The organism is Pantoea sp. CFCC18177 (assembly GCF_059412425.1).
In genome coordinates this window covers 51,307-71,964 of sequence record NZ_JBNBPL010000002.1, presented here as the reverse complement: position 1 = coordinate 71,964, position 20,658 = coordinate 51,307, and the positions used below count along the sequence as shown (strand labels likewise).

Genomic DNA, 20,658 nt, shown 5'->3' with positions numbered 1-20,658 from the left:
GGCAGAGAATTAACGCATGAATATTAACCTCTTAGGCCGGGTAATATTTAAGCGAACTTTGTTGTGTGGAAAAATTAACATTGCAGTTTCATTGCTAACTATTTAACAAAAGGTGCTAAAATTAACAAATAATGTGTAGCGGAAGGGATCTTAATTTAAGGTAGTAAACTATCTTTACGTGGTATTAATTTTGAGCGAAGAATGGCAGGCAAAAAAAAGCCGGACAATCATGTCCGGCGGGAATTAGGGTAAAACAACTCATTCGGGGTGAATGAAGGTGATAATGAAATAAATGATGATAGCGGGAGTAATTGTATGCGCTGAGTAGCCATTTGTTTTATCATTCAGTGCGGAGGGGTTTGCGTGTTTAAGTTATTGTTTTTAAATGCCTAAAAATTGGTTTATCAATGTGTGCTCTATTTTTTGTTGATCTGTGCTGCTTATAAGTTCCCCGCTATTTACATTTAGAAATAACTATTAAATACAATGAAACACTTTTGGAAATTTAGTATCATTTTCGTGATAGATTATTGCCTCGTATAAAATAACAATGGCTTGCCGGCTGAATTTTTAATCGTTCAGTTCGCAGTGGCATAAATAAAGGCACATTACAGAGGGTAATAAAATGAAACGTCGCGTTATCTCCCTGATGATCCCTGCATTGCTGGTTGCAGGATCAGCAAGCGCAGCTGAAATTTATAACAAAGATGGCAACAAATTAGACCTCTACGGCAAAGTCGATGGTCTGCACTATTTCTCTGACAACTCTGGCTCAGATGGTGACCAGTCTTACCTGCGTTTTGGTTTCAAAGGTGAAACCCAGGTTTCTGATCAAATCACTGGCTATGGCCAGTGGGAATACCAGGCAGCCCTGAACACCTCTGAAGCTGAAGGTACCGCTAACAGCTTTACCCGTGTCGGCTTTGCTGGTGTGAAATTCGGCGATGCTGGATCCTTCGACTACGGCCGTAACTACGGCGTAATCTATGACGTTGCAGGCTGGACTGACGTATTGCCAGAGTTTGGTGGTGATACTTACGGCGCGGACCAGTTCATGTTCCAGCGCGGTAACGGCATGGCGACCTACCGTAACTCCAACTTCTTTGGTCTGGTGGACGGTTGGAACTTCGCAGTCCAGTATCAAGGCAAAAATGACAACCCAACCGAATCGACCACCGGTCGTGACGTGCTGGGTGAGAACGGTGATGGTTACGGCCTGAGCACCACTTATGATCTGGGTGCGGGTTTTGGTATTGGTGCGGCGATGTTCCAGTCTGACCGTACTAACAACCAGAACACCGGCGCTATCCTGGGACGTGGTGATAAAGCGGCAGCCTACACCGGCGGCTTGAAATATGACGCCAACAATATTTACCTGGCGGCAATGTACACCCGTACCAACAACGCAACTCGCTTCGGTTCAAGCGATGGCACCGCTTACGGCTACGCTGATACCGCTGATAACTGGGAATTGGTTGCTCAGTACCAGTTCGACTTCGGTCTGCGTCCATCTCTGGCGTTCATCTCTTCTCGCGGCAACGTAGAGAACTATGGCGATCAGAACCTGAAAAAATATGTTGATGTGGGCGCAACCTACTACTTCAACAAAAACATGTCGACCTATGTTGATTACCAGATCAACCTGCTGGACGACAACAACTTCACCAATGCGGCTGGCATCAACACTGACGACATTGTGGCGCTGGGTCTGGTTTACCAGTTCTAATACCCGCTCTGAAGCTACCGTTTGGTAAGTCATTGTAGGGTGCGGCCTTCAGGCCGCCCATTTCGCCATCGGGCGCGCCAAGGCACGCCCCTACAATTTAACCGTAGCGGTGTACCCAATGACACCGCTACGCTGAACCAAGCAACTGCGCCAAAGCCTCTTTTAATACCCCAACAATCGTTGCCGCATCTTCTCCAATCTGCACCTGAACGATAGCACCTTCGACCAGCAGCACAATCTGCGCGGTTTTGCACTGCTGATCAGGCGTCAGCCTCTCTGCAATCGCCTGCGCCATGTCTTGTTTATGCTGACGAATCAGCATGCTGGCTTCTTCAAGCGAATTCCCCAACTCTGCTGCCGTATTAATAAAGGCGCAGCCACGGTAATCCGCGTCATTAAACCAACTCAGTAAGGTCGCGGGCAGGGCGCTAATCAGGTCGTTATCCTGCGTCAGAGACATTCTAAATGCTGACATCCAGCGCTGATGACGTAACTGCAAAAACGCCACAATGAGCGCATTCTTCGCCGGGAAGTGGCGATAAAAAGTCACTTTCGTCACGCCAGCTGCAGCAATCACCTTATCCACGCCGGTGGCACGGATGCCCTGTTGATAAAATAATTGCTGAGCGCTGAGAAGAATCCGTTCACGGGCGGTGGTGCTGGCATCAAGTTCTAACGGAGCAAGCATATAAATTTTCCGATCTTACAGGTAGACAGAATTGTCTACATACGGCAGGATGAATCAAGTAGACAGACCTGTCTACATGCAGAGGAGAAAATCATGCTGGTGCCCCCATTCAATCAACAAACTGCGCTGCAAAAAGTGCGTATGGCAGAAGACGCCTGGAACAGCTGCGATGCACAGCGTGTGTCGCAGGTATACAGTGAAGATACGCGGTGGCGTAACCGCAGCGAATTCGTTAACGGTCGCGCTGAAGTCGTGTCATTTCTGCAGCGGAAGTGGGCGAAAGAGTTAGAGTATCGCCTGATCAAGGAGTTGTGGGCGTGGCATGAAGACAAACTGGCGGTGCGCTTTGCCTATGAGTGGCACGATGACAGCGGCAACTGGTTCCGCAGTTACGGTAATGAGAACTGGCATTTTGGAGCAGATGGTTTGATGATTCAGCGTTTCGCCTGCATTAATGATCTCCCGATCAAGCCAGAGCAACGCCTGTTTCACTGGCCTGTGGGAAGACGCCCGGACGATCATCCGGGCTTGAGTGATTTGGGGTTGTAGGCGTTACTGCATCGATCGCCATTTCTTCGCTTTGGGCGCGGATTGCGCCGGCATGCTGAGCGCCGGCGCGCTACCTTCCATCGCTACGCCTGCTAGCGTAAACGCTGAGAAACGCAGCCATTGCTGCCATTTCTGTTCTGTTTTGTTCTTTTCCATTCCGCACCTCGCTGATGTTCAACCCAGTCTCAACAGTGCAGAATTCATGCCAGATCACCGCTCTCAGCGCCACGCGGCTCTTCGCGGGTTTGCTATAGTGCGCCAGCGCTGACGCGGTGCAGAATGATAGTTAGTGGTGCAAAAATTTAACGCCGACGGGAGGGGTAGTGCTGGATAAGGCGATGGCGATAAGTTTGCCAGCAGCGATAAGCCCCAAAAATAAACAGGCCGGCGGATACGGCAACAATCATATAAATCATCATCTGGCGTTCCTTTATTCGTTGTCGTGCGGGAACGAGATATCCTGAGTCAGCTTTGGTTTAACATCAAGCAGCTTTAGCCTGTTTTACAAGTTGTTTATGCTTTGAAACAGGGTGAATGAATGCGTTACAGATGAGGTATGGATGTACTTTAAGAATATTCTGCTGATTAGTGCATTAGCAGTTGGCCTGAGTGGCTGCGACCAAGCACCAACGCGTTCGGCAATGGTGCTGGAAGGTAAAACCATGGGCACGGTATGGCGTGTCAGTCTGGCAGGCGTCGAACCTCAACGTAAAGACGCATTGCAGCAGGTTATTCAGCAGCAGTTAGATCAGGATGACCACGCGCTTTCAACATGGAAAAAAGATTCAGTGCTGTCGCGCTTTAACCAATATCAAGGTAGCGACCCCCAACCGATCAGTCCTGATATGGCAGATATTGTGGTTGAAGCGTTGCGCATCGGAAAGAAGACTAGCGGCGCGATGGATATCACCGTTGGGCCGTTGGTGAATTTGTGGGGCTTTGGGCCAGTAAAACAGCCTGCGCATACCCCAACGGACGCGGAGATTAACGCTGCCAAAGCGCAGACGGGCCTGCAACACCTGCACGTTATCCAGACGGTTGATGGGCAGTGGCTGCAAAAAGATCTGCCTACGCTTTATGTGGATCTCTCGACCATGGGGGAAGGGTATGCCACCGATCACCTGGCCCGGCTGATGGAACAACAGGGCATCACCCATTATTTGGTCTCAGTGGGGGGCGCAGTACTCAGTCGCGGCTTAAATGCCAGCAATCAGCCTTGGCGTGTGGCTATCCAGAAACCCACCGATCGGGAAAATGCAGTGGAAGCGCGTGTGGATTTGCAAGGGCACGGTATCAGCACCTCGGGGAGCTATCGCAACTATTATGAACTGGATGGAAAACGAATTTCCCACGTGATCGACCCCGCGACAGGGCGTCCAATCGACCATAAACTGGTCTCGGCAACGGTGATAGCCACCACCGCGCTGGAAGCCGACGGCTGGGATACCGGTTTAATGGTGCTGGGTACAGAACGGGCTAAAGCATTAGCTTTAAAAGAGCATCTGGCGGTGTACCTCATCACCAAACAGGGCGAGGGGTTTACGCACTGGATGTCGCCGCAATTTAAATCGTTCCTGATCGATCAGGAAGACAAGTAAGCCTGGGAGGCGCATATGTTGGATCTGTTTAGTGAAGAGGCTCCCTGGCAGGAGCCGCTGGCGGAAGGCGCGGTGATTTTGCGCCGCCGCGCACGCGATGAGGCCAATGCGCTATTGGATGCAATCCATAGCATCGCTGAACAGAACCCGTTTGCCCATCGCATCACGCCGGGTGGTCACCGTATGTCGGTGGCGATGACCAACTGTGGGAATTTAGGCTGGTCGAGCGATTCGCGCGGCTACCAATACACTGAGCAGGACAACAGCAGTGGTCACAAATGGCCGCCGATGCCTGCGCTGTTCCTGCAACTTGCACAGCAGACCGCGCGCGAGGCCGGTTTTGCCGACTTTAACCCGGACGCTTGCCTGATCAATCGCTACGAACCCGGGGCAAAGCTGACGTTGCATCAGGATAAAGATGAGAAGGACCTGCGCCAGCCGATCGTTTCCGTCTCATTAGGATTGCCCGCCGTGTTTCAGTTTGGTGGTTTTGAGCGCGGCGATGCCACGCAACGTGTCCTGCTGGAACATGGCGATATCGTGGTGTGGGGCGGACCCTCACGCTTGCGCTATCACGGTATTTTACCGCTTAAACCGGGCATTCATCCTGATGCGGGCGCCTTCCGTTACAACCTGACTTTCCGCCGCGCCCATTAACCGGCTGTGGGATGAGAATTATTCTTGCTATCAACTGATGCGCCATTAAACTGCAGGCTGCTTTATTGACCTCCGGAATCTGTTAATGGCATTGCTGCATGTGGTTTATCGCCAGTATCGCTGGCCTTTTATTGGTGTCATTCTTCTCACCCTGTTAAGTGCTGCACTGGGCATCGGGCTGATCGCCTATATCAATAACGAGCTGATCGTCGCGGTGAATACCTCCATTGCGGTGTTGCCGAGCTTCCTTGGCCAGCTGTTTTTGCTCATGGCCGTGACGCTGGGCTCGCAGCTGGCGCTGACCTTACTGGGGCATCATTTTGTCTGGCGTCTGCGTGGCGAATTCATCAAGCGTATTCTGGATACCCGTATCGAGCGTATTGAACAGATTGGCAACGCGCATTTGCTGGCCGGCCTCACCAGCGATGTCCGCGCCATCACCATCGCCTTTGTCCGGCTGCCTGAATTGATTCAGGGCATCATTATCACCCTGGGTTCTGCACTCTATATGGCGTGGCTTTCGCCCAAAATGCTGATGATCACCTCGCTGTGGCTGGTGGTGACGCTGGTGGGCGGCTGGTTGCTGGTGTCGCGTGTTTATCAGCACATGGCTAAGCTGCGTGAAATTGAGGATGACCTGTACCGCGATTTCCAGACCATCATCGAAGGGCGTAAAGAACTGCAGCTTAACCGCGAACGTGCGCAGCTGATTTATGACACGGTTTATCAGGAAAATGCTAAGGGTTATCGCCATCATATTGTGCGTGCCGATACCTACCATCTGAGTGCGGTTAACTGGTCAAATATCATGATGCTGGGTGCGATCGGCATTGTGTTCTTTATGGCGAATGGGCTGGGCTGGGCGAACACGGCGGTCGCAGCAACTTACTCATTAACCTTGCTGTTCTTACGCACTCCGTTGCTGGCGGCCGTTGGGGCCTTGCCAACCCTGTTGAGCGCCCAAGTGGCGTACCGCAAAATCAATAGCTTCGACCTTGCGCCTTACGATGCTCAGTTCCAGTCGCTGCCGCAAACCCGTGACTGGCAAACCCTGGAGTTGCGTGATGTCTGCTTCCATTATGGCGAGCACGGTTTCCAGGTGGGGCCGATTAATCTGACGCTGCGTCGGGGTGAGCTGGTGTTTCTGATTGGTGGTAACGGCAGCGGAAAATCGACGCTGGCCATGCTACTGACCGGCCTGTATCAGCCGCAGTCCGGCAGCCTGTTGCTGGATGGGAAAGAGGTGGATTGGCATAATCTTGATGCTTATCGCAAACACTTCTCCGCGGTGTTTACGGATGTGCATCTGTTTGATCGTCTTATCAGCCACGGTGGTCAGCCTGCCAATCCGGCGCTGGTGCAGCAGTGGCTTGAACGCCTGAAGATGCAAGACAAACTGAAGTTGCAGGGGAATAAGGTACTCAATCTGCAACTGTCTAAAGGACAGAGTAAACGCCTTGCACTGCTGTTAGCGGCGGCAGAAGAGCGTGACATCTTGCTGCTTGATGAATGGGCCGCGGATCAGGATCCGCACTTCCGCCGCATCTTCTACCGTGAATTACTGCCGTGGTTGCAGGCGTCAGGCAAAACCGTGTTTGCTATCAGCCATGATGATCACTACTTCATTCATGCCGATCGTTTACTGGAGATGCGTGAAGGCCAGTTAAGCGAACTGACCGGCAACGAGCGCGAAATGGCAACACTGGATGCGGTTAAACGCACCGACACCGGCCATTAACGCCACGCGGGATAGCTTAGCGAAAAGCCTTATTGGGCAAAGTGTTGTCTGACGGGTAAGGTGAATTCCAACAGAGATTCCTCGTCTCTGTCTCCCTGGAACACTTCTGTCGTCTTGTGTTGTCACCGGCTCGGGTTTATTTCTGAGCCGGTTTTTTATTGTCTGGTAGCGGGTGGCTGACCAGCGTAATGATGCGATCATCACGCAGCCAGAACTGGGCCTGAAAAGGAGTATGCGCGGTAAAGTCTGCGGAGAAGTCTTGCGTCAGGAGCAGCGTTGCCTGCGCTTGCGACATATCCAGATTAACCAGCTCAGCTTGCAGGAACTCCATAGGCTGATGCAATTGCGGCCAGAGCGCTTTGTACAGGCTCTCTTTCATTGAAAACAGCAGGGTCGCGGCAACTGCAAAGGGCAGCGGCAGTGTTTCCAGCAACCTGCGCTCTTTGTCACTCATCAGTAAATCCACCGTCTCCAGCGCAGTTTGTTCCGCCATCACCTGTTCCACATCCACGCCAATACACAGCGGTGCCTGCGTCACGGCGATAACTGCCATCTGCTGAGAGTGGGATAACGATGCCTGAACACCCGCAGGCCAGACTGGGGATCGGTCGGGCGCATTGCGCAGCACAAAATCCGGCAGCGCAAAGCGTGCCAGCATCTGCTGTGCCAGCCAGCGGCTTGCCAGATGCTCAGCTTTGCGTTTGGTTACCGCACTCTCAAGGGATACCGGCAGCGGCAATTGCCATTGCTGATGTAGGTCTTTATGCCATGCGAGCTGATCAAACTGACACCAGGCGATCGACACTTTTTCCGCCTGGATGGCAGCCGCGGTGATAAACGGGGGAGAGGGCAATGCAAGTGGGGTTTCAGAAGCAAACATAAAGCATCACAGCCGACGGAAAAACGTAGTTTTACCAGTCAGCTGCGAGGAGAGCAAGTCAAAGGGACTGCCGACTTTTAACGGTTTGGCGGAATCGACATGCCTTTGATCTGCACCACAAAGTGCTGATTGCCTTTCGTGATGCGCGCACCGCGCTCACACCACTGAGAGGCCAGACGGAAGAAATCGTCGCTGCCAATATCGTAAGCCAGTTCAACTTTATTGATACCTGAGTGCAGGAGTTCTTCCGCATCCTGCAGGTTTTTTGCCTTGATGACCATAATCATTGTCCATCGAAAAACAGGAAGGATAAGAGTAATTAAACTGTATGACAGTTTTGTTTCAATTAGGTGAAATGCTGTCATATTTGATGAGAAATGTGATCCCGCTTCGTTTTGGTTGCTTTCGGGAAGTGATTGAGTGTCAGTAATAAAGAACAGCAGACAAACAGGACATTCTCACTTTGTAGGGCGCGCCTACTAGCGGGAAAGAGCGGCTTAGAGACCATAATGAATGTCTGTTAAGCGGCTGACGATAACGCCGTCTGGCACGACGTGGAAGTCGAAGGTACCGCTTTAGCGGCGCGAGGACGGCCCAGAGGGGGCAGTAGTGGCGGCAGAGCCCGCACTGGAACAAAAGGCCACTAATCAATAAGCAACCAGAGTTCTTAACTGACGAGCATTACGGCTAAAAGCAGCCCCATCGTGCTTAAGGAAAGTGGTGCCTTTACAACACCAGGCAGCCAAAAGGGAAATTTAAGAAAAAAAAAGCAGCCATATAGGCTGCTTTTTTGGGATTTTGGTCGGCACGAGAGGATTTGAACCTCCGACCCCGGACACCCCATGACCGTGCGCTACCAGGCTGCGCTACGTGCCGAACGTGAGGCAGTAGTCTACTGGTTCCACTACCGAATGCAATATGCGCAGGTTTTAACTGCCTCATATTTAATCAGTTTGCCGTGAAACGCTTCTCTTCCGTTAACACCTGCAACAGCAGAGCCAGTTGCGGCTTATGATCTTTCAACGGTTTGCCTTGTGCATCATAGGCGCTGTAACTGCCATTGTTATTCAGCACCAGCGTCACTGTTGGTGTGGTGACCACCAGTCTGCCATCTTCGCTGCTCGCCACCCAATTGTGACTACGCTGGGCAGCGAACAGATCTTCACCCTGTGAATAGTTCGCCGGGTTAGTGCGCACATGCAGCAGACGCTGCATCAGCGTGGTCATCACATCCTGCTGATCGGTCAGACGATCAATGGTCTGCGCAGGCGTATTTGGCCAGTGCACCACCAGAGGTACTTGAAGCGTTGCACGATTGCCAGGATTGTCATCATTGCCATTCAACGTCACCGCTCGCTGTGCCGTCACCACCACCACGGTATTTTTCAGCAAGTCGCGCTGTTGCAATGTCTGCAATACTGCGGCGATCTGTTCATCAACGCCCGCAGCCTGGCGCAGATAACTGCGCTGGCGCACTTTGGCACTGTCACCATTTACCGTCACGCCGTTTAAGGCAATCCATGAGAACCACGGAGAGCCATTGCCTTTTTGGCCGTTCAGCCAGTTTTGCCACTGGTTAACGGTGCTGCTGTTCGGCTGAGTATCGGCATCCGGCAGGCTGTAATCGGCTAACAGGGCCTGGCGATACAGCGGTTGGCTGAAGCCATCAGACGAGAACAGGCCAAACTGGTAGCCTTGAGAGTTCAAGGCACTGAGCAGCGCCGAAGGCATTCGTGCCGCCAGTACGCCATCCATATAGCTGGACGAGATGCCATAGAACAAACCGAACAGACCTTTTTCTGGCTGCAACCCGGCACTGTAATGTTGGGTGAACCGGACATTGTCGCTGGCGAATTGGTTTAGCGAAGGCAGCGATTTATCCAGGTTTTCATTACTCAAACCATCAACTGTCAGCAACAGCAGGTTGTGGCGTGTGCCGCCATCGCGGAAGGTAATGTCACTGAGTGGATACTGCACTGACAGCGCTTCAGGATCGCCTTGTTGTACCAGGCGGCGCTGATACTCTTGCGCATCCAGCAAGCCATGACGCTCCAGAAAACGTCGTGCTGTCATGGGGTAGGAGAGTGGCAGATTGGCACGCTGCATGGTGATCGGGCGATAGAAGTTCGCATCGGCCCAAATATACATCAAGTGGCTGGCAAAAAAGGCAGAAATAAACAGCGCAGCCAACGGCTTACCGAACGAGCGGCGATTAAGACTGCGCAGCTTCTGCCAACTCCAGGTGGCGAACAACATCTCCACCAGGAAAATCAGCGGCACGCTAATGAACATCAGCTGCCAGTCACGCGCCATTTCACTTTGGTCGGGGTTGATAACCAACTCCCACACCACCGGATTAAGGTGCAGGTGGAAGCGGTTAAACACCGCGCTGTCGACCATGATCAACGTCAGCCCAGCGGTGGCGATAATCGCTGATAGCACCCTGAGTAAGCGTTGAGACATGACCACAAAGGTCAGCGGAAAAATAACCAGCAGGTAACCGGCGAACACGATAAAGCTAAAGTGGCCAATCCAACTGGTATACGCATAGATGCGACCCGCGAGCGAAGCGGGCCAGTCAGCGACCAACAGATAGCGGCTACCTAAAATCAGCGCAAAGATGATATTAAAAAGCGCAAACCAGTGCCCCCAGCTAATCATCTGGGAGACTTTTTCGCGGTAGCGCTGCCGGTTGGTTACCATATTATGAAGTCAGATCTGCAATTTAATGGGCGTTGTCATCGCGTACGGAAGACTGCAACGCTTCCGCGAATGATTTCGCCAGGCTACGGCGCTGCGCCGGAGAGACACTGGTGTTGATCAAGTTAGTTACCATGTTCCCTAAAACCATCAGGGAAAGGTCGGTTGGCGCTTTGTCTTTTTCAAGAATCTGCGCCATCTGCGCGAGAAGCTTCTCTACGCGCTCGTCGCTGTAACGGGATGATTGTGGCATATCGTCGACTAATCAAGTGTGAAAAGGCGGTATATTACCGTAACAACGCACTTTTTTCCGCAATTTTATCGCAAGCAGAACGATCAGTTTGTGCGTGCAGTTGAAAGCAGCGGCAGGCGGTGTTTGAATACGCGGCTGAGCCTAAAGGAGAGTCTACCATGAGTCTGGATATCGACCAGATTGCCCTGCATCAGTTAGTTAAACGTGATGAAAACCAGCTGGAGCTGGTCCTGCGCGATACCTTGCTGCCGACGACCCGTGCGGTGGAAGAGATGGCGGAAGAGTTGCACCGGGTTTACAGCGCGAAGAGTAAAGCCTATGGCTTGTTCAACGAAGAGAGTGAGTTAGCCGATGCGCTGCGCAACTGCCGCAAAGGGGAAGATGACTTTCTGGCTTTCAGCCGCGCGGCGACCGGTCGTCTGCGTGACGAACTGGGCAAGTATCCGTTTGCCGAAAGTGGTGTGGTGCTGTTTTTACACTATCGCTATCTGGCGGTGGAGTATCTACTGGTGGCGATGTTGAGCAGCCAGTCGAGCATGCGTGTGAACGAGCAGTTGGATATCAGCAGCACCCATTATCTCGACATCAATCACGCTGACATTGTGGCACGTATCGATCTCACTGAATGGGAAACCAATCCTGAATCGACGCGCTATCTGACTTTCCTGCGCGGCCGCGTGGGGCGCAAAGTGGCAGACTTCTTCATGGATTTCCTCGGCGCCAGTGTCGGTCTTGATACGAAAGCGCAAAACCGCGGTTTACTGCAGGCGGTGGATGATTACTGTGCGGAGTCGAATCTCGATAAAAACGAACGCCAGAATTATCGTCAGCAGGTTTACAGCTACTGCAACGATCAATTGCAGGCGGGTGAAGAGATCGCGCTGGAGGATCTTTCCAGTGAACTTCCGCCATTGGGCGAGAAAACCTTCCAGGCCTTTACGCAGGAACAAGGTTACGAGTTGGAGGAACACTTCCCGGCGGACCGCAGCACACTGCGTCAGCTCACCAAATTTGCCGGGAGCGGCGGGGGCATGACCCTGAATTTTGATGCGATGCTGCTGGGTGAGCGCATTTTCTGGGATCCCGCTACCGATACCTTGACCATCAAAGGTACGCCGCCGAATCTGCGCGATCAGTTGCAGCGTCGAACCGGCGGCAACTGAATTTTGACATAAAAAAAACGCCGCAGATGCGGCGTTCTCTTTTCAACTCGTTGGCGATTAAGCGCGAACGAAGTCGATGTGGTGCAGTTTTGGCTTGAACGGGTGACGTTGCACCGCCTGAGCTTTAACTTTGATTTCTTTACCATCAACAACGATGGTCAGCACGTCGGTGTAGAACTCAGGCTTAGCCTGCAGGTTCATCACAACGTCGTGGTCCAGTTCGATAGCAACTGGTGCTTCGTTTCCGCCATAGATGATGGCTGGGAATTTATTTGCTACACGCAGACGGCGGCTCGCACCCTTACCCTGCTCTTTACGTACTTCAGCGTTGAAAGTGGTCATTCTTGTATCTCTTCAATAGTTCCTGCTACAGGCGACCCAGCAACAGGACGGTTATTCAAATGCTTTTACGGATGCAAAAGCGGGCGGGATTATAGCCATATTCAGAGGGCGGGGCAAATGATTCTGCCGCTTAACGCAATTCATTGGCACGGCGATAGCGGCCCTGATAATCAAACATCTTTTCGCGAATTTGCCAAAAATGGCCTTTGGCGCGCGCCACCACAAAATCGGGATGACGCAAAAGAGGTTGTAAAGCGATGACATCGGCAGCGGTTTGCCAGCCCAACTCAACGCCTGGCGCGCGCTGATGTGGGCGCATAAACAATTGCTCAAAGGCTTTACGTTGTGCTGGCGTTTGCAGACGAAATCGTTCGCTAACGCTGGTGCCATCCTCATCGAAATAGGTGGCTTTAAGCCATTCCCCTTTCTCGTCGCGGCCTTGTTCCAGCGCCATGCCACCACAGCGCAATACACGGGCATCTTTCAGTTTTAATGCCGCTTTGAGCATATCGTCGGGATCCACCATGATGCGGTCACACTGATGGCAGCGGCGGGCGGCAATATCATTCTCTGCTCCGCAATCCGGGCAGCTTTTAAAACGAAAACGGTAATCACACTGCTCACGGTTTCCCTCGTCATCCTCCAGCACACCCTGACAGCGGCGACCAAAATGTTCGATGACATGGCCATCCTCGGTGGCTTTTCCCCAGAAAGTATTGGCGAATCCGCAGGAAGGGCAGAATACCTGTACCGGTTGATTGTCGCTGGCACCTTTTGGCGTGCCGACTTCAGGGGTGAAAAGGTCGTGCGGATTGCCGGCATAATCCAGAATCAGGCAATCTGTTTTACCCGGTGACAGGCGCAGGCCGCGCCCAACAATTTGCTGATAGAGGCTGACGGATTCGGTCGGGCGCAAAATGGCGATCAAATCCACGTGCGGTGCATCAAAACCGGTAGTCAGCACCGCGACATTCACCAGAAACTTCAGCTGCTGCGCTTTAAAAGCGTTAATAATGCGATCGCGCTCTTTGACCACCGTTTCTGCCGATACCAGCGCACTGTTTTCTGGCAGCAGCGACAGAATTTCGCGCGCATGTTCCACCGTCGCCGCGAACACCATCACACCACGCCGGTCGTCTGCGAATTCAACAATCTGGCGGATGATATGCGGGGTCACACGGTTTTGTTGCTTCAACTCGCGATTGAGGTCGGCTTCACTGAATAAGCCATTATTTTGCGGGATCAGGCGGCTGAAATCGTACTGCACCACCGGCATATCCAGTCGTTCGGGCGGGACAAGGAAGCCGTGTTTGATCATATAACGCAGCGGCAGTTCATAAATGCAGTCACGGAACAGTGCCTGCTGGTCGCCACGCACCATACCGTGGTAATGAAACTGATAAATCCAGCCTTTTCCGAGGCGGAAAGGGGTGGCAGTGAGACCCAACAGGCGCAGTTGTGGATTATGCTGGCGCAAATGGGCAAACAACTGCTGGTACTGGCTTTCTTCATTGTCACTAATGCGATGGCACTCATCGACGATCACCAGCGAAAAGGCGCTGTCAAAACGGTCAAGATTACGCGCCACCGATTGCACGCTGCCGAACACCACCTTGCTCTCGCTTTGCTTGCGCTGCAAACCGGCAGCGAAAATATCCGCCTGCAAACCGTAAGCCTGATATTTGCTGTGGTTTTGTTCGACTAACTCTTTGACATGGGCCAACACCAGCACCCGACCGCGCGCCACGCGTGACAGTTCAGCAATGACCAAACTTTTACCGGCGCCGGTCGGCAACACAATCACCGCTGGCGTAGGGTGACGGCGGAAGTGTTGCAGGGTGGCGTCAACGGCTTCTTGCTGGTACGGGCGCAGGGTGAAAGACATCGGGGCAAACTTTTTCTGGAACGGGGGCGTATTATGCCATGAAAGCATCTGAAACACAGGATCGCTACTGTTAGCAGGCGAAGGATCAAGCTATACTGACCCCACTTTTTTAACGGACAAAACGCCGTTTCAGTTTCCCTCCGCAGTAACAGGCAAAACGAATTCATGCGACTCGAAAAATTCATATCTCAGCAACTGGAAGTCAGCCGTGCTATCGCTGGCCGCGAAATCCGCGCCAAAAAAGTCACCATCAACGGCGAAGTTGTACGTGATGCGGCTTACAAAGTGCAGCCAGACGACGAAATCGAATATGACGGCACTCCGCTGGTGGTGCAGCAAGGTCCCCGTTATTTCATGCTGAACAAGCCGCAGGGTTATGTCTGTTCCACTGACGATCCCGATCATCCTACCGTGCTGTTCTTTATTGAAGAACCGGCGGCGTTCAAGCTGCATGCAGCGGGTCGATTAGATATTGATACCACCGGTTTAGTACTGCTGACCGACGATGGCCAATGGTCGCACCGTATCACGTCTCCGCGCCATCATCTGGAAAAAACCTATCTGGTGGAAGTGGAAGAGCCGATCAATCCTTCGCTGATTGAGAAGTTCGCGGCGGGTATTCAACTGCACAATGAGCGTGAGCTGACTAAACCGGCTGTGCTCGAAATTCTCGATGAAAAAGCGGCACGCTTAACCATCAGCGAAGGGCGTTATCACCAGGTGAAACGCATGTTCGCAGCCATGGGCAATCACGTATCCGCGCTGCATCGCGAAAGTATTGGTGACATCGTGCTGGATGAGGAACTCGGTGAAGGCGAATACCGTGAACTCACCATCGAAGAGATCGACAGCATCGGACTGCCAGAAGAACTAAAAAAACGCAAATAGCGGGAGAAAGCGGTGCGTAAGGAAAAGAATTCACCGATAGGTTTAGTTGTGATTCTGGGATTGCTGGCGATGCTGATGCCACTGTCCATTGATATGTATCTGCCAGCGATGCCGCAAATTGCACGTGAGTTTGCCGTTTCTGCGGGCAGCGTGCAGATGACGCTCAACCTTTACATCCTTGGTTTCGCCATTGGTCAGTTAGTTTATGGCCCACTGGCGGACAGCTACGGACGTAAACCGGTGATTGTGCTGGGCACATTGATCTTTGCCTGCGCAGCCGCCGCCTGCGCGCTGTCACAATCTATCGATCAACTGATCTTTATGCGCTTCCTGCACGGTCTCTCGGCGGCAGCGGCCAGCGTGGTGATTAATGCCCTGATGCGAGATAGCTACTCGAAAGAGGACTTCTCACGCATGATGTCCTTCGTGATGCTAGTGACCACCATTGCACCGCTGCTGGCCCCGATTATTGGCGGCTGGCTGCTGCTGCTGTGGAACTGGCATGCCATTTTCTGGACATTATCGGTCGCTGCTTTGATCACCACGGTGCTGGTGGTCACGCAGATCCGTGAAACTCTGAAACCCGAGCAGCGGCAGCGTTTTCATTTACGTACTACCCTGAGCAACTTTGTGGCACTGTTCCGGCATAAGCGCGCGTTCAGTTACATGCTGGCAAGCGGCTTCTCCTTTGCCGGACTGTTTACCTTTCTCAATGCCGGACCCTTTGTTTACATCGAAGTGAATCACGTCTCGCCACAGAACTTCGGCTACTACTTTGGCCTTAATGTGGTGTTCTTGTTTGTGATGACCTTGATTAACAGCCGTGCCGTGCGTCGTTTTGGGCCGCTGGCGATGTTCCGTATTGGTCTGATCATTCAGTTCGCCATGGGTATCTGGCTGTTAATTTCCAGCGCGCTGGATCTGGGCTTCCTGTCACTGGTGCTGGGCGTCGCGATGTTTATCGGTTGTGTCTCGACCGTTTCGTCCAATGCCATGGCGGTAATACTGGATGAGTTCCCGCATATGGCGGGCACGGCCTCTTCGCTGGCCGGCACATTACGCTTCGGCGTAGGTGCTCTGGTGGGTGCACTGCTGTCACTGGTCAGTATTAACAGTGCCTGGCCGATGGTGGCAACCATTGCGCTGTGCGCTACGGTGTCCATCGTGCTGTTCAGTTACGCCTCACGTCCACGCCACGCATAATCTTGTAGCGGCGCAATAAATTGCTCCGCTACTGATTTATGACTGACATCTTCAAACACAACACTCCCCGCAAATTCGCGAATCCCCACATATTCGTTATGCTTAATGTTTCCATAATGTGAAAATTAAGAGATAAAAAAGTAACGACATTGCGTCTAAAATGATTGTTAACTGCCGCCGAACAGGGTACACATAGGCATAAATGCGAGAAGACTCGCAAATAATAACTTTGCTACATGCTTTGTGCTTAAAACGAGAAGGCAAACCTTGACGTCCGTATTCTGAGCTAACCAGGAAAGGATTCACGCGTTACCGCCGTCGTCGTGAATAAGAGTTAACGTCTCTGGGGACCGTACTTATGCTACAACTTTCGGTTATGCATCGCTTACCGCAACACTATCGCTGGTCATCAGATCATGCGGGTGAAATTGAGTGTCAGGAAGCGGCAAACGGTGTGCACGATGAAGATTTAGTGGTACTCCGCCTGCTCAGCCATGATGGCCATCCCGCGCTGGAGATTCTACACCAGTTGCAAGAAACACTGGCGCAGATTCAGGTGGAATGCAAAATTGCCAGGTGTGAAGGGCAGCCGTGTCTGCTGATTCAGCGCGGTGATGAAAGCGCCACCAACTGCTGCCTGAAAAATCAGGGCGTTGCGATAGCTGAAACTTTTGAAGGTCATTAACTCAAGGGCTGACCTTGCGCTGAAGCCAGCAACTGACGGGTATAATCGGTGGCTGGCGCGCTAAACAGTGCCTCGCATTCTCCCTGTTCCACCACCTCTCCCTGACGCAACACGATCAACTGGTGACAGAGTGCTCGCACCACCTGCAAATCATGGCTGATAAACAGATAGGCCAGCTGATGCTGTTGCTGCAAACGACGTAGCAGTGTGAGAATTTGCTTCTGCACTGAGCGATCGAGTGATGAAGTGGGTTCATCCAGTACGATCAACTGTGGCTCTAAAATTAGCGCGCGCGCAATCGCGATACGCTGGCGCTGGCCGCCGGAAAACTCTGCGGGATAGCGCGAACGGCTTTCGGCATCCAGTCCCACTTCCTCCATCACCGCAATCACTTTCGCTTCCTGTTCGGCAGCACTCAGCTCTGGTCGATGGACGGCCAACCCTTCGGCAATCACCTGCTGCACCGTCATGCGTGGATTCAGTGAAGAGTTCGGATCCTGAAACACCACCTGAATCTTCGGGCGCAGCGGCATCAGTTGCTTGCGCGTCAGCGTATGCAGAGGCTGATCGTCAAACCAAATCTCGCCGCGGGCGGCGATCAAACGCAGCAGTGCCAGGCCAGTGGTACTTTTGCCGGAGCCTGATTCACCGACCAGGCCGAGGCTTTCACCCCGGCGAAGCGTGAAGCTCAAATCCTGTAGCGCCGTCTTTTCCGCCACTGCCCGCTTGAACAATCCGCGGCGAATGGGAAAGCCCACATGCAGATTTTTAACCTGCAACAGCGGTTGCGGATTCCTGAGGGGAACCGGTTGACCATCGGGTTCGGCAGCCAAGAGTTCGCGGGTATAAGGATGAGTCGGCAGGCTGAAAAGCGCGTCGCAGCGGTTGTGTTCGACTTCTCGCCCATTGCGCATCACCGTCACACGATGCGCCAACTGGCGCACAATATTCAGATTATGGGTGATAAACAGCATGCCCATATTCAGCTCCCGCTGCAGTTCTCGCAGCAGTTGCAGAATCTGCGCCTGTACCGTGACGTCGAGCGCGGTGGTGGGTTCATCGGCAATCAGCAACTTGGGCTGCATCAGCAGCGCCATGGCGATCATCACGCGCTGACGTTCGCCACCAGAGAGTTGATGGGGGAAATCCTGCAGCCGAGACGCGGCCTGGCGAATCCCCACGCGATCCAGGCAACTGAGAATTTCACCGCGCGCGGCCTCTTTGCGCATTCCCCGATGCTGAGACAGCACCTCATACAGCTGTTTCTCAACGTTATGCAGCGGGTTAAGCGAGACCATCGGCTCCTGGAAAATCATCGCCATTTGGTTGCCACGCAAGCCGCGCATCTCGCGTTCACTGGCCTGCAGGATGTTCTGTCCATTGAACACAACTTCGCCCTGCGGATAGGTCACGGGTGGCTGAGGTAACAAGCGCATGATCGACAGGGCAGTCACGCTTTTGCCCGATCCTGATTCGCCGACCAATGCCAGGGTTTCACCTGCATCAATGTGCAGTGAGATATCTTCCACCACGCGGCGTTGATTAAACGCCACGGCCAGATGATTAACGGTCAGTAAGCTCATTTAACGTCCCCGACTTGGATCAAAGGCATCGCGTACCGCTTCACCTATAAAGATCAGCAGTGATAGCAGCAGGGCGAGTGCGAAGAAGCCAGAAAGCCCCAGCCAGGGTGCTTGCAGATTATTTTTGCCTTGCAGTAACAGCTCACCCAACGACGGTGATCCCACCGGAAGGCCAAAACCGAGGAAATCCAGGGATGTCAGCGTGGTGATCGAACCACACAAAATAAAGGGCAGGAAAGTCAGCGTGGCCACCATCGCATTGGGCAACATATGCCGCAGCATGATGCGTCCATCGCTGACCCCCAGCGCCTGCGCGGCACGAATGTAATCAAAGTTACGCGTGCGTAGAAATTCCGCGCGTACCACGCTGACCAGGCTCATCCAGCCAAAGATCACTGTCACCAGCAACAGCCACCAGAAACCGGGCTGGATGACGCTGGAGAGCAAAATGAGCAGGAATAGAGAGGGCATACCGGACCAGACTTCAATCAGACGCTGCCCCACTAAATCAACGCGGCCGCCGAAGTAACCCTGCACCGCACCGACCACAATGCCAATCACACTGGAAAACAGCGTCAGCAGAATACCGAATAGCAAGGATACGCGTGTACCGTAGAGCAGACGTGCCAGCACATCACCGCCGTTGGCATCGGTGCCGAGCCAGTTCTGTTTCGATGGCGGAGAAGGGAAGGGCACATCGGTGGCGAAATTGATGGTGCTGTCACTAAAGCGAATCGGCGCCCACAGTGCCCAACCCTGGCGGTCAATCCGCTGCTTGAGCCAGGGGTCTTGATAATCTGCGGGCGTCGCAAAGTCACCGCCAAAATCACTTTCACTGTAGTTAAACAGCAGTGGCATATACCAGCGCTGCTGATAGTGCACGATCAAAGGTTTGTCGTTGGCCAGTAACTCCGCACCCAGCGACAGCACGAAAATCACCAGAAAAATCCACAACGACCAGTAGCCACGGCGGTTGTGACGAAAGCGCTGCCAGCGCTGTTGGTTAATAAGCGATATGGCCATCACCGTCCCTCAAAATCGATGCGCGGATCGACCAGCGTGTAAGTCAGGTCGCTGAGAATATTCATCAGCAACCCAATCAGCGTAAAGATATACAACGTGCCAAACATCACCGGATAGTCGCGCTGAATGGTGGCGTCGTAGCCCAGCAGACCTAATCCATTCAGCGAGAACATCACCTCAATCAGCACGGAACTGGTGAAAAACATGCTGATAAAGGTGGCGGGAAAACCAGCAATGACCAACAGCATGGCGTTGCGGAAGACATGTCCATACAGGATGCGTTTCTCATCCACTCCTTTCGCTCGTGCTGTCACGACATACTGCTTGCGGATCTCATCGAGGAAGGAGTTTTTGGTCAACATGGTCAGCGTGGCAAAGCCACCAATCACCGTTGCCAATACTGGCAGCGTGATGTGCCACAGATAATCACCGACTTTACCGTACCAGGGCAGGGTATCGAATTGGGGTGACGTCAGGCCACGCAGCGGGAACCAGTCTAAATAGCTGCCACCGGCAAACAGCACAATCAGCATGATGCCAAACAGGAAGGCGGGAATGGAGTAGCCAATGATAATGAAGGTGCTGCTCCAGATGTCGAAAGCGCTGCCGTTGCGCACCGCTTTTTTGATGCCAAGCGGGATAGACACCAGATAGATGATCAGTGTGCTCCACAGACCGAGGCTGATGGAAACCGGCAAACTCTCTTTGATCAGTTGCAGCACCGAAGCACTGCGGAACAGGCTGTCGCCGAAATCAAAACGCAGGTAATTCCACAGCATCTCGCCGTAGCGCTGCAGCAGGGGTTTATCAAAGCCGTAGCGATGTTTGATTTCCGCGATCACTTCAGGATCGAGCCCGCGCGCGCCGCGATATTGGCTGTCGCCGGGGTTATCTCGCACTAATGCACCACGCCCGCCGCTGTCGGCACCGCCGGAGGCGGAAAACCCAGTGCTGTGACCAAACTGCGCGTTGGCCAGCGCCTGGTCAACTGGACCGCCTGGCGCAATCTGCACGATAAAAAAGTTCAGGGTGATGATCGCCCATAGCGTGGGGATTATCAGCAGCAACCTGCGTAGGAAATAGGAACCCAAACCGCT

21 protein-coding genes and 1 tRNA gene are annotated in these 20,658 nt (G+C 52.9%); 9 read left to right on the top strand and 13 right to left on the bottom strand.

From position 1 onward, the window contains the following. The first annotated feature begins 625 nt into the window (after nt 1–625). Nucleotides 626–1,726, top strand: a complete 1,101-nt coding sequence (gene ompC, locus ACPUC8_RS02425) for a porin OmpC (protein ID WP_039328339.1) — start codon at nt 626–628, stop codon at nt 1,724–1,726. A 127-nt stretch (nt 1,727–1,853) separates the two neighbouring features. Here the strand turns inward: ompC and ACPUC8_RS02420 are convergent, their stop codons facing one another. Further along, nucleotides 1,854–2,414 (bottom strand): TetR/AcrR family transcriptional regulator, encoded by a 561-nt coding sequence (locus ACPUC8_RS02420; protein WP_494925531.1) that lies wholly within the window; start codon nt 2,412–2,414, stop codon nt 1,854–1,856. A 93-nt stretch (nt 2,415–2,507) separates the two neighbouring features. On the opposite strand from ACPUC8_RS02420, the gene ACPUC8_RS02415 reads away from it, so the two are divergent. Further along, entirely contained in the window at nt 2,508–2,963 is a 456-nt protein-coding gene (locus ACPUC8_RS02415) for a nuclear transport factor 2 family protein (RefSeq protein WP_039328336.1), read from the top strand. A 3-nt stretch (nt 2,964–2,966) separates the two neighbouring features. Here the strand turns inward: ACPUC8_RS02415 and ACPUC8_RS02410 are convergent, their stop codons facing one another. Next, entirely contained in the window at nt 2,967–3,119 is a 153-nt protein-coding gene (locus ACPUC8_RS02410) for a hypothetical protein (RefSeq protein ID WP_494925530.1), read from the bottom strand. Between the two features lie 146 nt (nt 3,120–3,265). Next, nucleotides 3,266–3,382, bottom strand: coding sequence for a response regulator (locus ACPUC8_RS02405; RefSeq protein WP_231568828.1), 117 nt, complete (start codon nt 3,380–3,382; stop codon nt 3,266–3,268). A gap of 141 nt (nt 3,383–3,523) precedes the next feature. Here ACPUC8_RS02405 and apbE point away from each other — a divergent pair, with 141 nt between their 5' ends. The 3 genes from apbE (at nt 3,524) to ACPUC8_RS02390 (ending at nt 6,956) form a co-directional block, all read left to right on the top strand. Further along, nucleotides 3,524–4,561, top strand: coding sequence for an FAD:protein FMN transferase ApbE (gene apbE / locus ACPUC8_RS02400; protein ID WP_494925529.1), 1,038 nt, complete (start codon nt 3,524–3,526; stop codon nt 4,559–4,561). Nucleotides 4,562–4,576: 15 nt separating this feature from the next. After that, the gene (gene alkB, locus ACPUC8_RS02395; protein ID WP_039328332.1) at nt 4,577–5,218 is read left to right on the top strand and encodes a DNA oxidative demethylase AlkB; all 642 of its coding nucleotides are present in this window, start codon (nt 4,577–4,579) and stop codon (nt 5,216–5,218) included. A gap of 85 nt (nt 5,219–5,303) precedes the next feature. Beyond that, nucleotides 5,304–6,956: a multidrug ABC transporter permease/ATP-binding protein gene (locus tag ACPUC8_RS02390; RefSeq protein ID WP_494925528.1), complete on the top strand. Its 1,653-nt coding sequence runs from the start codon at nt 5,304–5,306 to the stop codon at nt 6,954–6,956. A 136-nt stretch (nt 6,957–7,092) separates the two neighbouring features. On the opposite strand, the gene ACPUC8_RS02385 is transcribed toward ACPUC8_RS02390, so the two are convergent. The 5 genes from ACPUC8_RS02385 to ACPUC8_RS02365 all read right to left on the bottom strand — a co-directional run bounded on the left by ACPUC8_RS02385 (nt 7,093) and on the right by ACPUC8_RS02365 (nt 10,789). Next, nucleotides 7,093–7,836 (bottom strand): 4'-phosphopantetheinyl transferase family protein, encoded by a 744-nt coding sequence (locus ACPUC8_RS02385; RefSeq protein ID WP_494925527.1) that lies wholly within the window; start codon nt 7,834–7,836, stop codon nt 7,093–7,095. A gap of 77 nt (nt 7,837–7,913) precedes the next feature. Next, entirely contained in the window at nt 7,914–8,117 is a 204-nt protein-coding gene (locus tag ACPUC8_RS02380; RefSeq protein WP_039328329.1) for a hypothetical protein, read from the bottom strand. Between the two features lie 518 nt (nt 8,118–8,635). Continuing rightward, nucleotides 8,636–8,712, bottom strand: a tRNA-Pro gene (locus ACPUC8_RS02375). A gap of 72 nt (nt 8,713–8,784) precedes the next feature. After that, nucleotides 8,785–10,539 (bottom strand): LPS biosynthesis-modulating metalloenzyme YejM, encoded by a 1,755-nt coding sequence (yejM, locus tag ACPUC8_RS02370; RefSeq protein WP_494925526.1) that lies wholly within the window; start codon nt 10,537–10,539, stop codon nt 8,785–8,787. A 22-nt stretch (nt 10,540–10,561) separates the two neighbouring features. Further along, nucleotides 10,562–10,789, bottom strand: coding sequence for a YejL family protein (locus tag ACPUC8_RS02365; RefSeq protein ID WP_034824987.1), 228 nt, complete (start codon nt 10,787–10,789; stop codon nt 10,562–10,564). Nucleotides 10,790–10,947: 158 nt separating this feature from the next. On the opposite strand from ACPUC8_RS02365, the gene yejK reads away from it, so the two are divergent. Next, entirely contained in the window at nt 10,948–11,952 is a 1,005-nt protein-coding gene (yejK, locus tag ACPUC8_RS02360; RefSeq protein ID WP_058969192.1) for a nucleoid-associated protein YejK, read from the top strand. 57 nt (nt 11,953–12,009) lie between these two features. Here yejK and rplY read toward each other — a convergent pair whose 3' ends face one another. Both rplY and radD read right to left on the bottom strand, forming a co-directional pair. Next, on the bottom strand, nt 12,010–12,294 hold the full coding sequence (gene rplY / locus ACPUC8_RS02355; RefSeq protein ID WP_039333718.1) for a 50S ribosomal protein L25: 285 nt from the start codon (nt 12,292–12,294) through the stop codon (nt 12,010–12,012). A 130-nt stretch (nt 12,295–12,424) separates the two neighbouring features. After that, nucleotides 12,425–14,179, bottom strand: a complete 1,755-nt coding sequence (radD, locus tag ACPUC8_RS02350) for a DNA repair helicase RadD (protein ID WP_039333720.1) — start codon at nt 14,177–14,179, stop codon at nt 12,425–12,427. Nucleotides 14,180–14,344: 165 nt separating this feature from the next. Here radD and rsuA point away from each other — a divergent pair, with 165 nt between their 5' ends. From rsuA to ACPUC8_RS02335, 3 genes are all read left to right on the top strand, one after another. Continuing rightward, nucleotides 14,345–15,067, top strand: a complete 723-nt coding sequence (gene rsuA, locus ACPUC8_RS02345) for a 16S rRNA pseudouridine(516) synthase RsuA (protein WP_494925525.1) — start codon at nt 14,345–14,347, stop codon at nt 15,065–15,067. Nucleotides 15,068–15,079: 12 nt separating this feature from the next. Then, nucleotides 15,080–16,270 (top strand): Bcr/CflA family multidrug efflux MFS transporter, encoded by a 1,191-nt coding sequence (locus ACPUC8_RS02340; RefSeq protein ID WP_039333731.1) that lies wholly within the window; start codon nt 15,080–15,082, stop codon nt 16,268–16,270. Between the two features lie 358 nt (nt 16,271–16,628). Beyond that, nucleotides 16,629–16,955 carry a YejG family protein gene (locus ACPUC8_RS02335; RefSeq protein ID WP_058969199.1) on the top strand — a complete coding sequence of 109 codons (327 nt, stop codon included), beginning with the start codon at nt 16,629–16,631 and terminating at the stop codon, nt 16,953–16,955. On the opposite strand, the gene yejF is transcribed toward ACPUC8_RS02335, so the two are convergent. The 3 genes from yejF to ACPUC8_RS02320 are packed head-to-tail and all read right to left on the bottom strand — an operon-like array spanning nt 16,952 to nt 20,652. Next, nucleotides 16,952–18,538, bottom strand: a complete 1,587-nt coding sequence (gene yejF / locus ACPUC8_RS02330) for a microcin C ABC transporter ATP-binding protein YejF (protein ID WP_494925524.1) — start codon at nt 18,536–18,538, stop codon at nt 16,952–16,954. The two genes, ACPUC8_RS02335 and yejF, sit on opposite strands and share 4 nt — an antisense overlap. Next, entirely contained in the window at nt 18,539–19,561 is a 1,023-nt protein-coding gene (locus tag ACPUC8_RS02325) for an ABC transporter permease (RefSeq protein ID WP_494925523.1), read from the bottom strand. After that, nucleotides 19,561–20,652, bottom strand: coding sequence for a microcin C ABC transporter permease YejB (locus ACPUC8_RS02320; RefSeq protein WP_283226432.1), 1,092 nt, complete (start codon nt 20,650–20,652; stop codon nt 19,561–19,563). Before ACPUC8_RS02320 ends, ACPUC8_RS02325 begins: the two co-directional genes overlap by 1 nt. Nucleotides 20,653–20,658 lie beyond the last annotated feature (6 nt).

Coding starts and splice junctions, on each gene's coding strand:
- ompC (WP_039328339.1), top strand. CDS start 626: ATGAAACGTCGCGTTATCTCCCTGATGATCCCTGCATTGCTGGTTGCA.
- ACPUC8_RS02420 (WP_494925531.1), bottom strand. CDS start 2,414: ATGCTTGCTCCGTTAGAACTTGATGCCAGCACCACCGCCCGTGAACGG.
- ACPUC8_RS02415 (WP_039328336.1), top strand. CDS start 2,508: ATGCTGGTGCCCCCATTCAATCAACAAACTGCGCTGCAAAAAGTGCGT.
- ACPUC8_RS02410 (WP_494925530.1), bottom strand. CDS start 3,119: ATGGAAAAGAACAAAACAGAACAGAAATGGCAGCAATGGCTGCGTTTC.
- ACPUC8_RS02405 (WP_231568828.1), bottom strand. CDS start 3,382: ATGATGATTTATATGATTGTTGCCGTATCCGCCGGCCTGTTTATTTTT.
- apbE (WP_494925529.1), top strand. CDS start 3,524: ATGTACTTTAAGAATATTCTGCTGATTAGTGCATTAGCAGTTGGCCTG.
- alkB (WP_039328332.1), top strand. CDS start 4,577: ATGTTGGATCTGTTTAGTGAAGAGGCTCCCTGGCAGGAGCCGCTGGCG.
- ACPUC8_RS02390 (WP_494925528.1), top strand. CDS start 5,304: ATGGCATTGCTGCATGTGGTTTATCGCCAGTATCGCTGGCCTTTTATT.
- ACPUC8_RS02385 (WP_494925527.1), bottom strand. CDS start 7,836: ATGTTTGCTTCTGAAACCCCACTTGCATTGCCCTCTCCCCCGTTTATC.
- ACPUC8_RS02380 (WP_039328329.1), bottom strand. CDS start 8,117: ATGGTCATCAAGGCAAAAAACCTGCAGGATGCGGAAGAACTCCTGCAC.
- yejM (WP_494925526.1), bottom strand. CDS start 10,539: ATGGTAACCAACCGGCAGCGCTACCGCGAAAAAGTCTCCCAGATGATT.
- ACPUC8_RS02365 (WP_034824987.1), bottom strand. CDS start 10,789: ATGCCACAATCATCCCGTTACAGCGACGAGCGCGTAGAGAAGCTTCTC.
- yejK (WP_058969192.1), top strand. CDS start 10,948: ATGAGTCTGGATATCGACCAGATTGCCCTGCATCAGTTAGTTAAACGT.
- rplY (WP_039333718.1), bottom strand. CDS start 12,294: ATGACCACTTTCAACGCTGAAGTACGTAAAGAGCAGGGTAAGGGTGCG.
- radD (WP_039333720.1), bottom strand. CDS start 14,179: ATGTCTTTCACCCTGCGCCCGTACCAGCAAGAAGCCGTTGACGCCACC.
- rsuA (WP_494925525.1), top strand. CDS start 14,345: ATGCGACTCGAAAAATTCATATCTCAGCAACTGGAAGTCAGCCGTGCT.
- ACPUC8_RS02335 (WP_058969199.1), top strand. CDS start 16,629: ATGCTACAACTTTCGGTTATGCATCGCTTACCGCAACACTATCGCTGG.
- yejF (WP_494925524.1), bottom strand. CDS start 18,538: ATGAGCTTACTGACCGTTAATCATCTGGCCGTGGCGTTTAATCAACGC.
- ACPUC8_RS02325 (WP_494925523.1), bottom strand. CDS start 19,561: ATGGCCATATCGCTTATTAACCAACAGCGCTGGCAGCGCTTTCGTCAC.